The sequence below is a fragment of the Sulfurovum sp. MH2-6 genome (assembly GCF_058374785.1).
The window spans coordinates 1,823,933-1,838,715 of record NZ_CM178170.1 but is presented as its reverse complement, the minus strand read 5'-3'; the positions used below and the strand labels follow the sequence as shown (position 1 = coordinate 1,838,715).

Here is a 14,783-nt window from a genome sequence, read left to right as displayed (position 1 = left end):
GATGAATATGGATTTTGAATTAAAGAGAAACGACTATTACAAAGGCAAACTGATCGATGTAGATGATCTCAAACTGGAACAGCGGTACTTTATCGATAAGATCAAAGCGATCAACAGTGCACTGGTCGGATACGGTATCGTAGACGGGTTAAAGATCCAAGGTGTAAAAAACAGTGAGAAGAAAATCACAGTAAACAAAGGTATCGGTATTGACAGTCATGGTAATTTCATTGTGCTTCCGGAAGACAGAGAGTTTGAATTGCCGGAGAAACTTCAAGAGAATGACCATATCTATCTCAAATATAAAGAGAGAGGCGAAGACCGTCTCCCCGCAGCCAATGAAGATACCTGCAGTGATGAGTGTGTCTTTGACCATATTGTCGAAGATCTTGAGATCCATATCAGTAATACACACCTGGTTCCGAGTGTCGATGATATTGCGTGTGAAAGTAAAGGTGCTTTGCCAGGATGGCTACGGTTACCTAAGTTTAGACGGCTTGGTTTTTTCAAAAGACGCTCGGAACAATCAATCGATCTTCCGATACTCTATATCGGCAAGTATATTAAAGTCGGCGATAAAGGCAGTATCAGCCAAGAGGAGAGGAGCTATCTCCATACCAATGCAGAGATCGCTAAACTCCTGTGCAGGATCAACCAGAGCTATGTAAGAAGCGTGAACGGGAAAAGCGGTGATCTGTCACTGGTCTCTTCGATTAACGGAGCAGCGCCGGATGAGAGCGGGGATATTGTGTTGATCGCAGGAAATAATGTGGAGATAAGTGAAGAGGATCATAAGATCAAAATCTCTATGCAGAGCGGTTATCATGCAGAGCGCCACTTCCATCTGAAAGCAGTAGATACGGTAGTCGAGATCGAGCATAACCGGGGAGCTTTTCCTGTAGTAGATATCTATAAGAGGGTGAAATACGATGGGGATGATGGGGTGAGTGCAGTGATGCGTAAGGAGTTGGAAAAAGAGGCCAAAGCATTCAATATGGAGACTGAGGAGTTTTTAAAGGTGGCAGAAGCAGAACCGTATAAAAAGAGATACAGTGTAACCACCCATGATAAAAACAAAACCGTACATACGATGCTTAAAAAAGCGAATATTACAGATATGTCATATAGTGTGATGAAGCGGTACGATGCGAAGATAAACTATCACCTGGAGGATCTCTTCGTTGTTCCAAAATACAGTTATGAAAAAATAGTCGGGAAAGAAAATTTCACTATCAAAGTCACGCATGTGGACAGGAATACTGTCAAAGTGGAGAACCAAGGCAGTACACCGGGTTACTATATGGCCGTACTCAACGCATAAAGAATACAACGATGCTCCAAAAAGTGAACAAAAAAGCCTCCAAGCCGGTACCTACACGAAAGGATAGTCTATCGGTAGCCAAAAAGCCGATCAGAAGATCAAAACCGGTGCGCCCTGTACACAATGAGGGGATAAAAAAAGAGGAGCATAGATCCAAAGGAAAAGAGACCAAGAGCCGGGAGCGTGCCAAAAAACGTCAACCGGAAGAGCCAAAGAAAGAGTTAAAGAAAGAGTCAAAGGAAGAGCCAAAGAAAAAAAGAAGGGTGACTAGAGCCGTTACCGACCCGAAAAAAGATCCGGCTTTTCAAAAGGCGCTGAGAGAGATCAAGGAGAGCAGCGATCGGCAAAAAGAGCATCCCGCACCGGAGACAAAACAAGCCGAAATCGAGGATGCGGCAAAAGTGAGTGTGAAAGAACAGAAAGAGAACAATGACCGCACAAGTCACTACGAAAGCATCGAGAAAAGTTCAAAAGTTGAAGAGAAGCAACAGTTCAAGGCGGAGACCTTCAAACGTGCATTAAAAGCAGAGCTGAAGAAACTGGAGCAAAAACTTCCCAAAGATTCAGATTCGGCGAAAAAGTTTAAAAAAGAAAAACCCCTTGAAAAACTCAAAGAGGATGTCAACGACAAGATTGTTGACGGAAAAGAGAAAGCAACCGGAGGCTTGCAGAAAGATGCGGAGGCCAAAAAGCCACCGGAAAGCGGTATAATGCCGGTAAAGCCACAAGAGGTCAAGCTGGATGAAACGGGAGCAGCGCCCGCTTTGATCCAGGGGAAAAGTGCTGTCCCCAAACCAAAACACAGCAGTGAGATCTCTATGGAGGAGGAGCATCAAAAGCTTGATGATACAATGGCTCAAAACGGCCTGACCGAAACGCAACTGGCCAACTCCAATGAACCGACCTTTATCGCTGCACTTGACTCCAAAACCGAAGCCCAAAAGGCTACCGTGCGTGCCCCTCTACACTATAGAGCAAAAGAGAAAAAGATATTGGCGCAGGCAAGTGGCGGTGCCGAAGCTTCCGGAAACGTAAAAATGGGCAAGATGTTCGTCTCCCGTATAAAGAACTTCAATGATACCTTAATCAAACAGCATAAGACAAAAGATGCAAGGATCACTAAAAAACGTGAGCTCAATAGACAGTTTGAAGAGATCTATAACCGTACCAAGAGAAAAGTCACCGAAAAACTGAATGCACTTACTCCCTATATCGAAGGGTTTTTTGAAAAGAGTGATTCCTCTTTTGGAGGTTTGTTGGCAAAAAGTGATTCCGTACCCGATGCCAAAAGACGGTTTGAGAGAAATGTGGAGAGGAAACTGGATGATATCTATGGTGTGACGGTGATCGATGATTATCTTTTCGGAGAAGATACCGAAGCGATCGAGAAGGTTTTTCGTGAAGAGAAGCAAACATTTATCGAGGCATTGGATAAGATCTTTGACAAAATTGCAGAACATATCACCTCTGAGCTCAATGGGGCCATCGATATCATCACTGAAGGAAGAAAGGAGAGTCAAGATCTCTATGAGGGACTGAGCAAAGAGGAGCAGGATCTGGCAAAAGATTCCTATGATACCTTTAATGACCGGTACAGCGACCTGGAAGGGACAGTCCGGGACAAAGAGAAAGAGTTGGTACAAAGCCTTGCACAACAGTACAAAAAGAACGTAGATAGCCTGCGCGAATCTTTTGATAAGATCAAAGAGAGTGTCAGTTCCAGCTGGGTTGAGAAAGCAGTCGATGCAGTGAAAGAGGTGGCGGATACGATCAAAAAGCTTGGTGAGATGATCAGAAAATTGGTCTCGGGGATTGCCGGTTTGATACCCAAGATCCTCGAAGATCCGATCGGTTTTGCCAAGATGCTATTCGGCGCAGTCAAAGAAGGGATAGAGCTCTTTAAAACCAATATCAAAAAACACCTTATCGGCGGATTTATCAAGTGGCTCACCGGTGCGATGGGACCGATGGGGATCACAATCCCGGAAAATATCTTCTCTTTAAAAGGTATCTTTTCACTCGTGATGCAGATACTCGGGCTGGGTTGGGACTTTATACGCAAAAAGGCCGTCAAACTTTTTGGCGAGCCGGCCGTTAAAGTGATGGAAAAAAGCTTTGAGATGTTCAAGATCTTTAAAAAAGAGGGGATCAAAGGGATATGGAAATATCTCAAAGAGAAGTTCAATGACCTCAAAGAGACGGTCATCGGTGAGATCAAAACAATGCTGATCACCCAGGTGCTCATAGCCGGTACCAAATGGCTGGTAGGGCTCTTTGTACCGGGCGGTGCGTTTATCAAAGCGGCCATTGCGATCAAAGACATGCTCGTAGCGATCGTTGAATCAGCGATGATGATCATCCCTGTGATGATCAAAGCGATCAAGGCCGTAGCCAGCGGCAATCTCAAAGGTGTTGTCAAAGCGGTCGAAGAGGGCCTGGCAGCACTGGTTGTCGTAGTGATCAATATCTTTGCCAAAATCCTGGGACTCGGGGGACTGGCTAAAAAAGTCCAAAAGATCGTCAAAAAAGTACGCAAACGTATCGACCGTGCGGTAGACAAGTTGCTTGATAAAGCAAGAAAAGCCTTTAACAAACTATTCGGCCGCGGCAAAATAGGTGCAAAAAAGGGAGCCCCAAAAGGGAAACCGGTCAATAAAAAGATCGATAAAACGTTGGGAAAAGAGCTTAAGTTTACTGCTGCCAAGGAGAACCATAGACTTTGGATTACCACTAAAGGCGGCAAAGTCAAAGTGATGGTGGCCAGCAGGCCGAAAACCATACTTTCACGTTTAGAGAAGTGGGAAAAGAAGATTCCTGACTTGAATAAAGAAGATTCTGCACGTGCAGTTAAATATATCAAAGAAGCTAAAGAGCTGTATGTAGGTACTGTGACAGAGGCAGAACAAGAACAAAAAGTCATAAAAGAGGCCATACTTAAACAAGAGAGGTTTGACTTTAATAAATATGACAAAGAGAGAAGCCAAGAGAAAAAAGACACTATGATCAAAGAAGGACAGCTTAAAGTAGTTTTGTCTACATTATTTAATATTTTTGGGTATGAAATTACGGATCTATCAGCTGAGCACTTAGAAAAGGTTGAAAAAAGGCATTGTTTAAAAGAGGTAAAGAAAATATTGAAAAATCCAAAAATTAGAATTAAAGAGGAATGGAGTCAACTTGTAACAGAATTAAAAAAATATGGACTTTATGACAAAATGCTTGAGCCGGGAAGTGACTTTTATGAATACTTAAAAACTAATCTTAATGAAAATAGTGACAAGAAGCAAAAACTTTATTTGAATGAAGTTAATAAAACAAAAATAAAAAATAACTTAGATAATTATATGAGTATTAACACATTTGAAGATGGAAAAAAAGAGATATCAAAAGTTATCAAAGAATATTTAGACACAAAGGGACAAAAGGAAGGAGAACATACAGAGTATAAACCTCAAATAGAGAGTATCAGTATCAAAAACCAGGTAATGGAAATCGTTTACAACTATAAAAATGATAAACACCAGGATAAGATGTTTACTGTGACGCATAATTTCAATGAGATAGATAAAGAGGGGGAAGAGGGGGTAAAACAGTCCACAAAAGGTGAAAAACTCACCTTGAAAATAAGTAGAACACGGGGTAAAACAGAGTCTGCAGGTAGTTTTGTAAGCCAAAAATCTTTTTATCAGAGTTTTATCCAAAGTTTTAATGATAGTGATGTGGCACTTGATTCCAATTTGAATGATGAGAAAAAACTAAAAGCGGAGATAGGAAAGATCGGCATACAAAAATATGCAAAATATCCTAAGCCAAATGGTGAAACGAGAGAGAACTATCATAGCTTTTTCGATGATATATCAGATAAGAATGACCTAGGAGCGCTCTATAAAGAGGAGGATGATCTCGTTAAACTAAAAAAGAGAGTTGATCAGGTCGGTAGTAGACTCTACCTTCACTATATGAGAAGCAATAAAGGTCCCGAACTGGACCCAAACAGTGTAGAGGATAAAAAGAAAAGGGAACAACTGGAAAGAGCAAACACATATGACAAACAAAATTTATTTGACAGTGCACATCTGTTGGCTGACTGGTTTGGAGGATCAGGATATAGAAAAGCGTTGAACCTGAATGTAACCAGCGCTGAATATAACCGAATTACCATGGGAGATGAGGAGAAAGAGATTGTGGATGAAGTCAATGCCAAGAAGAAAAGTGATGATGATGTTATCTTCTTTAATCTGACCGTTGAATCGAGATGGGATACACTCGATGATAAAGCAGTATTGGCAAATATCACGCAGTCAGAAATCTATAAAGATCTGAGTAAGAAAGATAAAGAAGCGGATAAAGCGTTAGCAAAACAGGCAGCGGAAAAGTTAAGCAGCTTGCTTTTATCCAAAGAGGACCCGAAAAGGGTACTGGGAGTGAAATATTACGGGTTTGAAATGTATGACGCTTCCAATAAGAATTTTACACCTGATAAACCCAAAAGAGAGATAGGGTGTGATATCTGGATGAGCAGCTACTTTAAATTTGATGAGAAGAGCAAGCACAAATGTATGTATTAAGATTAGTTTTAGACGGTTAGTGCAATAATAAGATTAGTTGTAAGATTGGTTGTTATTAGATGAGATTGCACTTAAGATGTTAAATCTTGAGAGACAGAGCAGAATATCAGACATGCGACCGAAAAAGTAGTGATGAGTTTGATGAAATGGACGGAAGTGAAAGTTTCTGTTTGACAGTTGAGCTTTTGTAAGTCGGTAATAGCGGAGATGCTGATTTCGTTGAGACGCTATATGAGGCGTACGGGTTAGTGAGTCCAAAAGAGCTGCATAGGGTTTGTAATTCTGTTGAAGAGTATTACCTGGATCGTATGTACTAAGTTGATAACAAAAGCGAAAATGGTACCGATTATTACTTCAAAAAGGGAGATCAAATCTCCCTCCTTTTATCTATCCTGAATCTCCCAAAAATGCAGCGGCTTCCTCTTCATGGAACGGTGATCCGGTTTTCTCCATTTCATTTATCAATGCTTTGACGATATGCGCTTTGGTGATCTTACTTTGATCCTCTGCCGCATTGAAAGCTGCGTAGAGTGCTACATTACGGATATTGGCACCGCTGAGCTTGAAGTGGTTCGCCAATGCAGAAAAGTCCATCGGTTCGGTTAAGAGTGTTTCAGGCAAGACCTTATCCCAGATCTCTTCTCTATGTGCTGCGTCAGGCGTCGGGAAGTCGATGATAAAACGGAATCTCCGCAAAAATGCCTCATCGATATTCTCTTTGAAATTTGAAGCAAGCACAACGATCCCGTCATACTCTTCGATCTTTTGCAGCAGATAACTGACTTCGATATTGGCATAGCGGTCGTGTGCCTCTTTGACCTCGCTTCGCTTGCCGAAGATCGCATCTGCTTCATCAAAAAAGAGGATCACGTCCGAACCTTGCGCAAGTTCGAAGATCTTTGAGAGGTTTTTTTCCGTTTCACCGATATATTTGCTGACCATATGGGAGAGATCTATTTTGTAGAGAAGCAGACCAAGCTGGTTGGCCAGGATCGACGCTGCCATGGTTTTCCCTGTACCCGAACCCCCGGAAAAGAGCAGAGTGATACCTCTACTTTGAAAAAATTTCTGATATCCCCACTCCTCGAAGACTCTGCTTTGATGTGTGAAGTGGGTAGCAACCTGATGCAGTTGTGTTCTCTGTTTGTCCGGTATAACGATATCTTCCTGGGTATTGGAGGAGACGATCGCCTGGGCATAGCGGTTGAGTTCGACGGCTACTCTCCGGGTGTTTTGTCCGGATCGTGTCTCTTTGATCGTATGGAAGCTTGTATCGGAGGATAACTCTGCGGGACTCCAGGCTGACTTGGTAGAGACGATGCTGACCCAAGCCAGCTTTTCCAATGTCTCCAACAGATCTTTTTCTCTATAGGGAGTCGTATCTTCCAGAAACGTATCAAATCCTTCAAGATAGAGGATCGTACCGCTCAGAAGTGCATCTCTGACGAGTTGAGCGATCAGTCGGTCGGTATCCTCTTCATGCTTGAGTGCTTCGGCACTATCAACCGACAGCAGTCCAAAACCGAAGTATGAAGCGATCTCTCTGGCTTCAGTGCGTTTTTGAACATCGTCATAGCCATAAAGGTTGATGATATGACGTCTATCACTCTGCATCTCAAGGTTACACGCTGCATCTTCTACGGGTTCAAGCACTCTGCAGTAGGATTGAAGTGCCCCTTTGATATGAAGATCACCCAGCAGGTAGTTTCTCAGCGAAGCGGAGAGTCGCAGAGGACGTCTAAAAAGCAGTTCATTGTTCTCCTCCGAAGCAAACTCTATGAGGTAAAGCATGGTGAGTTTTGAGGGGGTGATAAAATAGTTGTAGAGTGCTTGACTCTGTTCGGCTGTGTTGCATAAAAGCATCTCCAGAAGCTGTACCGTCGGGTAGGGTCTGTTGAGATCGTCTTGCAGGTAAGCGTAGATCTTCTCATATTTGGCATAGAGCTCAGGAGCAAAGAGGATCGAGATAAGAAGTTGTTCGAATCTACTGAGCTGCAGTTTCTCCTGTAACCGTATCAGAGGGCCAGGCTCAACGGGAGTACGCTTTGTCTCCAACACTGTTTTTACTCTTTGACTTATATCATCCTCAACATTCTCCAATGCCCTTTGAATGATCTCATCCAACTCATCAAGCGGGTGTTTCATGATCCTTTCCCTTTCCGTTTGTAAAGAGTATAGCATGAAAATCTTATTGCTGACAGATAGTATGTATGTGATATAAATTTTGAGTCAAGATAAAGCCGGAGGGGGAAGTCTTCCAGATTTTAAGGGGTATCTATAGGTATTTGCAGTGAGTATCAAGCAGGTTATCCGAATAACCTGTTGATATCATTGTAGAGTCCGAGCATCATCAGGGAGAGCAAAAGTCCCCAGCCGGTTACGGTCATATAGTACATCGCTGCTTCACTGGGTGCTTTCCCCCGTAGCCATTCATAGAGATTGAAGATGATATGCCCGCCGTCGAGTGCCGGGATCGGAAGCAGGTTGAGCACGCCGAGGTTGACCGAGATCAACGCGGTAAAGAGGAAGAGGGCAACGATACCTACGTTGCTCGCCTGGGCTGTCACATCGACAATGGTAAGTACGCCTCCGAGTTTGTCTGCACCGATCGCTCCTGTAACGAGTTTTTCCACACTTTGAAAGATCAACATGGATGCATAGAGCGTCTCATTCCAGGCAAATCGGACTCCATCAAGCAGTGAAAAGTGCAACTTCTCCTGGGTGACCAGCGGTCCTACACCGATAAGTTTACGTTCTATCTCCTCACCGAATTTGTTCTGTTGTGTTTGAATCACCGGTGCGAAATGAAAGTTCATCAGTGCCCCGTCTCTTAAGACAGTGAGGGAGAGTGTATGGTTTGTAGTCTGTATCGCTTCACCGATATCCTCCCAGTCTTCGATCTTGATATGGTTGACCTGAACTATCGTATCATTGATATCCAGGCCTGCCTGTTTGGCCGGGGAATCGGGGGCAAAACTGCCGATCGTTGCCGGCATATACTTCGCATAGTTGAAGACCGGGCTCAAATGTGTTCCTATCTGAGATACGGCAAAGTAGAGGACAAAGGCAGTGAAAAAGTTTGCAAAAGGGCCGGCAAGCAGTATCACGATACGCTGCAGAGGCGTTTTTGTCGTATAGCTGTCACTGTCATAGCTGACTTTTGTAGGATCACTGTCATCCTGTCCCTTCATTCTGACATAGCCGCCCAACGGGATGGCTGAGATGCTCCATACGGTATCACCGATCTTTTTCGTCAAGAGTTTTTTCCCAAAGCCTATACTGAAAACTTCAACTTTTACGCCGAAAAAACGTGCAGCCGTGAAATGGCCCAGTTCATGAAAAAAGATCAGTACAGATAGGACTAACAGTGCAATGATAATGCTCATAATTCTCCCAATAATGCATAAATGGCGCATTATATCAAAAAGATAACGACATTGCCAAAAAACGGATCACAGATAGGCAGGTGAAAAATAGTGCTAAAGATTGATACCCTGTAAGATTTGTGCAGGGACTTGGAAGATCTTCACTCCAAAGGTCCTCTAAACGGTGTAGGAGAAGGTTTCCCCTGCACGCAATAGATTAAAAAGCGTAGTTGAGAAATACTCTAAGGTTTGTCAGCTCATCACCGCTCTCAATTTTGTCATCGATATCACTGTAGAAGATATCCAGTGTCAATGCATCGTTAAATGCATAGCTTGCGATAAGATCAAGTTCACTGCTCTCCAGCCCTGTATCACTCTCCAGTGTCAGGTATCCGGCACCCAATGTCAATCCCTCTATGCCTATGGTACCTGCATCCCATTCAGCTGTGTACATCACTGCTTCTCCATCACTTCCTGCTACAGGGAGTGTCAGGTGTTCGGAACTTGTAAAGAACGGTCCTCCTCCGAAGAGGTCATCTGCTGGACCGTCACTGCTTTTATTATAGGCTGCACCCACTATAAGACCGGCAGGTGAAAATCCTGCAGAGAGCGTTGCACCGAAGACCTTTGCAGCACTATCACCTTCCCAGTCCATATAGGCATACTGTGCCCCAAGTCCCAGGCTTACTTCACCAAGATCTGCTTCATAGGTTGCTTCAAGGTAGGGTACTTTTATGAGGTCATTTGCATAGTAGTACCACCCTGAGAGGGATACCCCTTCGATACCTTCATAGGTGATCCCCAATACCTGTACACCATCATCTCCATTGAGTTTTTTGAATTCACCGGGAACCTCTGCATCTACACCGGCCATTCTCTGCACTTGTGCAAGGAGGATGGTTGTCTCTTTGATATCTGTGTTCACAAGCGTTACTGCCTCAAAACTATTCGGTACCATTCCGATATCATCGGTATCGGCAAACGGTGTATCGATCTCCTGTCGGCCTGCTTTGAGTGTTGTATTTCCCCATTCACCCTGCAGGTATGCTTCACCCAGGATAGAGTAGGAGTTCCCGCTACCGTCAAAGAAGGCCATACCGGCACCACTTAAATACCCCTCATCTTTTCCCACTGAATTTGTAGTATAAAAGCTGGCTCCGGCACTGATACCGTTCCAGGAAACAGTTTCGATATGCAGTTTTCCGCCAAGGGCTGTATCTGTATAGTCCGTATCTCCGGAGATATCCGTATTTTGGTATCCCGCTCTGATATATCCATTGACAGTTTTGATAAATGAGAATGCTTTTTCCTCTGCTGTTGCTTCAGCAACAGGGGGCATCTCTCCGCTTGCCATGAGCAGAGTAGCAGTGATAAATGAAAGTGTTGCTATTTTTTTCATCCATGGTTTCCTATTTGGTTTAGATTCATCTATTTTTCGACTTCTATTTTTTTTGCCTCTTCGGCTCTGAGTGCAACCAGTGTGCCTTCTATCTCGATCTCCATCGTCTGCTTGGCCAAAGAGCATCCTCTTACGGTCAGGAGCTCACCCTTGCATACTCCCATGGATTTAAGGCGGTCCTTGAGTGACTGCTGTGCATCTATCTTTACGATCGTAGCGCTTTGTCCTTTTTTGAGTTCGGTTAAAATCATCCTATGCTCCTGTGATCAGTTTTGTGACATTGTAGGCAATAAAGCTCAGTATCCAGGCTGTCAGTGTTGTCATCAGGAACAGGTATACCAGGTATCTCCAGCCTCCTGCCTCTTTGGTAAAGACCATGGACGCTGCCAGACAAGGCAGATAGATCATGACAAAGACGATAAAGGCGATAGCTGAAGCAAACGGTATATTGTCCCGGATCTTTTGGATCAATCCTTCATTTCCTTCATCGACTTCGTCTCCCAGCGCATAGAGTACACCGAGAGTAGAGACTACCACCTCTTTGGCTGCAAGACCTGTCTCCAGTGCCACTGCCATACGCCAGTCAAAGCCTAACGGTTCAAAGACCGGCTCTGTCGCGTGACCTATGATACCCAGATAGCTTTTTTCAAGCAGTTGCATATTGAGTTCATTCTCAATCTGATGTTGCTGCTCTGCATTGACTGCCTGTTCTATCTTGGTCTGGTAGGAGAGTTCCAACTCCGGATATTTCGGATAGTTACTTGCAAACCAGATCAGGACCGATGCAGCCAGGATATAGGTTCCCGCTTTTTTCAGGTAGCTTCTGGCCTGTCCGTAAACCGTATGCCAGATCAGTTTGAGTGACGGTGTACGGTACTTAGGCATCTCCATAACAAACGGTTCATCCTCTCCTTTGAAGACAAACATCTTAAGAATCTTAGCCATCACCAATCCAAGCAGTGCACCCGAGATATAGATAATAAAGAGAATGTTACCTGCCTGCTCTTCAGCAAAGAATGCTCCGGCAAAGAGTACATAGATCGGCAGTCTGGCACCGCAGCTCATAAAGCCGATAATGAAGAGTGTGATCAGTCTGTCTTTTTCGTTTTTGAGCGTACGTGCAGCCATATAAGCAGGGACAGAACACCCAAATCCGGTAACGAGCGGGATAAAACTTTTTCCATGAAGTCCGAACTTATGGAAAAACCCGTCAAGCAGGAATGCCACACGGCTCATATATCCGGTTGTCTCAAGCAGTGCAATACCGATAAAGAGGATCACGATATTAGGCAGGAACATGATCACCGCACCCACACCGGCGATCATACCGTCAGCCACTAAAGAGCCAAGTTGCCCTTCACCAAGGATGGCTTTGGCCTGATCTCCCATCCATGTAAAGGCTGCATCGATATAGTCCATCGGGATAGAACCCAGTTCAAAAGTAAGCTGGAAAAGAACCCACATAAAGAACAAAAAGAGGGGAATTCCCAAGACCTTATTGATAAGAAGATTGTCGATCTTTTGTGTCAGGTTTTTTGCTTTCATGCTTTTGGTGGACATCACTTCCATCTTTGCACCTTTTGCAAAAGCAAAATGTTCCTCATCAAAGATCTCTTTTAGATCTTTTGTATTGTGGTGCAGGTAGAGATGGCCCAGTGCATCACGTACGAGTGGCAACATCTCGATCCAGATCGGTTCGTCATGCATTCTTTTATAGGTATCTTCATCTTCCTGAAGCAGTTTGACTGCAAGGTGTCTATAGGAGAGTTCGGATCTGTAGTTTTTTTCTTCAAGGAACTTGACAATATGTCTGATCTCCTCTTCTATAGGGTCAGAGTAGACGACTTTGGCCGTTGTCTCTTTTTTCTTATAGACTGCGACGATCGCCTCTTTGAGTTCGTCGATCCCTTCTCCGGTAGATGCAGCTGTTTTGATACAGGGAACACCCAGGATCGCCGAGAGTTGTTTCTCATCGATCTCGATCCCTTCTTCTCTCGCTTCATCGCTCATATTGAGGGCAACGATCACCTTCTTCCCCGTTTCAAGCAGTTGTGTCGTAAAAAGAAGATTTCTCTGAAGGTTAGTGGAGTCTACTACATTGACGATGACATCATACTCGTCACTCTGCAGAAAACTCTTGGTCACTTTCTCTTCGATCGTATACTCGGTTAAGGAGTAAGCCCCGGGCAGGTCAATGATATGTGTCTCATAGTTCTCACATGCGATATCATCACAGATGGTAAATACCACTTCGGTCTTATCTACCGTAACCCCTGAGAAGTTCCCCACTTTCAGTTTCGCATTGGAGATGGCATTGATAAGAGATGATTTTCCTACATTAGGCTGACCGGCCAATGCAACAGTGATCTGTTTCAAAATTTTTCCTTATAATCTTTTATAAAATAGTAGAAATGATAATAGTTATCACTTTTATGAGATGGAGTATAGTCGAACTTTTCTTAAAGCTACTTAAAATGATAGTAATTATCAATAATCTTTTTATTTGACAGATAAAAAGATCAAATATTATATCTTAAAGAGAAAAAAAGGGGGATTAAGGAGTGCTCCCCGAACACTCTCATGGAGAGTGGTGTATTCAAAAAAGGGAGACTAGAATGAAAAAAGTTTTATCATGAATTCTCTTCATGATATCCCATTATAATATAGATCAGAGAGAGAAGCGTGCTAATTTTGATTATATTTTAATCAATTGATATCTTATTTTTATATCATAAAGCTCCTATACAGCTTTTTGGAACATATCAGAGGGGTAGCCGGCAAGAAAAAAGTAAAAATGTGCAGATAGAGAAAAGAGGCCACACTCCTGAAGAGAGTGGCCTCATGTAGATAGGAGAGTGTTGTATGATTAGAATTTGTATGTTGCGATAACTTCAAGAGCATTTGACTCTGTATACAAAGTAATTGCAGCATCTGTATATGTATAGATTACATCAAGAGAGATACAATCAGTAAATCCGTATCCCAGGATAAGGTCGAATTCTTCTCCGTCCGGAGCAATATCGTTACTATAGTTGGCATAAGCTGCAGATACTGCAAGACCATTGAACTCTGTTGCAGCTTCAACTTTGAAAGCATCACCAACTTCATCAGAACCAAGGTTGTTCCACATACTAGTGTATGCAGCGTCGTTATCTACATATCCTGCGCCAGAATCTTCAACATGAACATAAGCAGCCATGAGATCGAATCCCGCTACTGAACCGGATGCTTTGATACCATATAACATTGAATCATCAGCTAGATCCCAATCAGTACTTGCAATCTGTGCAGCAAGGTTGATACCTGAAAGCTCTACACCTGCATCTGCATAGATTTCAGTATATCCAGCATGATCTACATTATAGTACCAAAGACTAGCATCGAATGCATCACTATAGGCTGCACCCACTGCCCAGTTGTCTCCATCAAGGTCCATAAAGTCTGTACCACCGTTATTTGCTCTATATTGTCTGATATATGAACCGACGAGCGTAACATTGGAGATTGAAGTGTTAGCAATAGTATACGCTTCAAAGCTACCTGGTGCCAACAACCAATCAAAACCGCTTAGCATAGGCGTACTTAGGAGCTGACGACCGAGTATGAACGTTGTATCACCATAGGTTGCAGTGATGTTTGCTACATTGAGGTAAGCACCGGTTTCTGTACCTTCAAATACATCAGCATTGTTATCTAATACGTTTGTAAATCCAACTGCTGTGAAGTTTGCAGTTACATTGTCAGTAATCTTGTGTGCAACGTCCAAAGTAACAGCCGTACCCAGGTTACTTGTTGCTTTATCAAATAGATCAGTTCCATCTTCAAATGTATAGTAGTAAGCTGTAGCTTTACCGCTGATTGTTGTGTTGGCATTACATGCCTCTGTAGCTGCCGGAGCTTCTACTGCCGGTTCTACCGGTTCGATATCCCCGCCTGCAAATGCTGAGCTGATTGCCAGCGCTGCAATTAAACTGAGTTTTGTGAATTTCATATTACTTCCTTGTGTTAAATTTAAAGGTAAGTTATTATAAACCGAAAGTAAATGAATTATAAACAGAGAAGTGATTAATTTTTAAACAATTGGAATAATGAATAAAAAAAACGTCATTCCCGGAGTTGACTTTGAGTGA

The 14,783-nt window shown here is 43.2% G+C and carries 8 protein-coding genes; 2 read left to right on the top strand and 6 right to left on the bottom strand.

What is annotated here, in order from left to right; all coding sequences use genetic code 11:
* The first annotated feature begins 1 nt into the window (after position 1).
* A complete protein-coding gene (locus AC4JOV_RS09400) occupies positions 2-1,321 on the top strand; it encodes a hypothetical protein (protein ID WP_229937838.1) in 1,320 nt (439 codons plus the stop codon).
* An 11-nt stretch (positions 1,322-1,332) separates the two neighbouring features.
* On the top strand, positions 1,333-5,889 hold the full coding sequence (locus AC4JOV_RS09395; protein ID WP_229937839.1) for a phage tail protein: 4,557 nt from the start codon (positions 1,333-1,335) through the stop codon (positions 5,887-5,889).
* Between the two features lie 387 nt (positions 5,890-6,276).
* Here AC4JOV_RS09395 and AC4JOV_RS09390 read toward each other — a convergent pair whose 3' ends face one another.
* The 6 genes from AC4JOV_RS09390 to AC4JOV_RS09365 all read right to left on the bottom strand — a co-directional run bounded on the left by AC4JOV_RS09390 (position 6,277) and on the right by AC4JOV_RS09365 (position 14,644).
* Positions 6,277-8,034 carry an ATP-binding protein gene (locus AC4JOV_RS09390; protein ID WP_229937840.1) on the bottom strand — a complete coding sequence of 586 codons (1,758 nt, stop codon included), beginning with the start codon at positions 8,032-8,034 and terminating at the stop codon, positions 6,277-6,279.
* Positions 8,035-8,195: 161 nt separating this feature from the next.
* Complete coding sequence (gene rseP / locus AC4JOV_RS09385) at positions 8,196-9,275, bottom strand: RIP metalloprotease RseP (protein WP_229937841.1); 1,080 nt, start codon at positions 9,273-9,275, stop codon at positions 8,196-8,198.
* A gap of 196 nt (positions 9,276-9,471) precedes the next feature.
* Positions 9,472-10,653, bottom strand: a complete 1,182-nt coding sequence (locus AC4JOV_RS09380) for an OprD family outer membrane porin (RefSeq protein WP_229937842.1) — start codon at positions 10,651-10,653, stop codon at positions 9,472-9,474.
* A 29-nt stretch (positions 10,654-10,682) separates the two neighbouring features.
* On the bottom strand, positions 10,683-10,904 hold the full coding sequence (locus tag AC4JOV_RS09375) for a FeoA family protein (RefSeq protein WP_229937843.1): 222 nt from the start codon (positions 10,902-10,904) through the stop codon (positions 10,683-10,685).
* A 1-nt stretch (position 10,905) separates the two neighbouring features.
* A complete protein-coding gene (gene feoB / locus AC4JOV_RS09370; RefSeq protein WP_229937844.1) occupies positions 10,906-13,029 on the bottom strand; it encodes a ferrous iron transport protein B in 2,124 nt (707 codons plus the stop codon).
* Positions 13,030-13,519: 490 nt separating this feature from the next.
* Complete coding sequence (locus tag AC4JOV_RS09365) at positions 13,520-14,644, bottom strand: hypothetical protein (protein ID WP_229937845.1); 1,125 nt, start codon at positions 14,642-14,644, stop codon at positions 13,520-13,522.
* Positions 14,645-14,783 lie beyond the last annotated feature (139 nt).

Coding starts and splice junctions, on each gene's coding strand:
- AC4JOV_RS09400 (WP_229937838.1), top strand. CDS start 2: ATGAATATGGATTTTGAATTAAAGAGAAACGACTATTACAAAGGCAAA.
- AC4JOV_RS09395 (WP_229937839.1), top strand. CDS start 1,333: ATGCTCCAAAAAGTGAACAAAAAAGCCTCCAAGCCGGTACCTACACGA.
- AC4JOV_RS09390 (WP_229937840.1), bottom strand. CDS start 8,034: ATGAAACACCCGCTTGATGAGTTGGATGAGATCATTCAAAGGGCATTG.
- rseP (WP_229937841.1), bottom strand. CDS start 9,275: ATGAGCATTATCATTGCACTGTTAGTCCTATCTGTACTGATCTTTTTT.
- AC4JOV_RS09380 (WP_229937842.1), bottom strand. CDS start 10,653: ATGAAAAAAATAGCAACACTTTCATTTATCACTGCTACTCTGCTCATG.
- AC4JOV_RS09375 (WP_229937843.1), bottom strand. CDS start 10,904: ATGATTTTAACCGAACTCAAAAAAGGACAAAGCGCTACGATCGTAAAG.
- AC4JOV_RS09365 (WP_229937845.1), bottom strand. CDS start 14,644: ATGAAATTCACAAAACTCAGTTTAATTGCAGCGCTGGCAATCAGCTCA.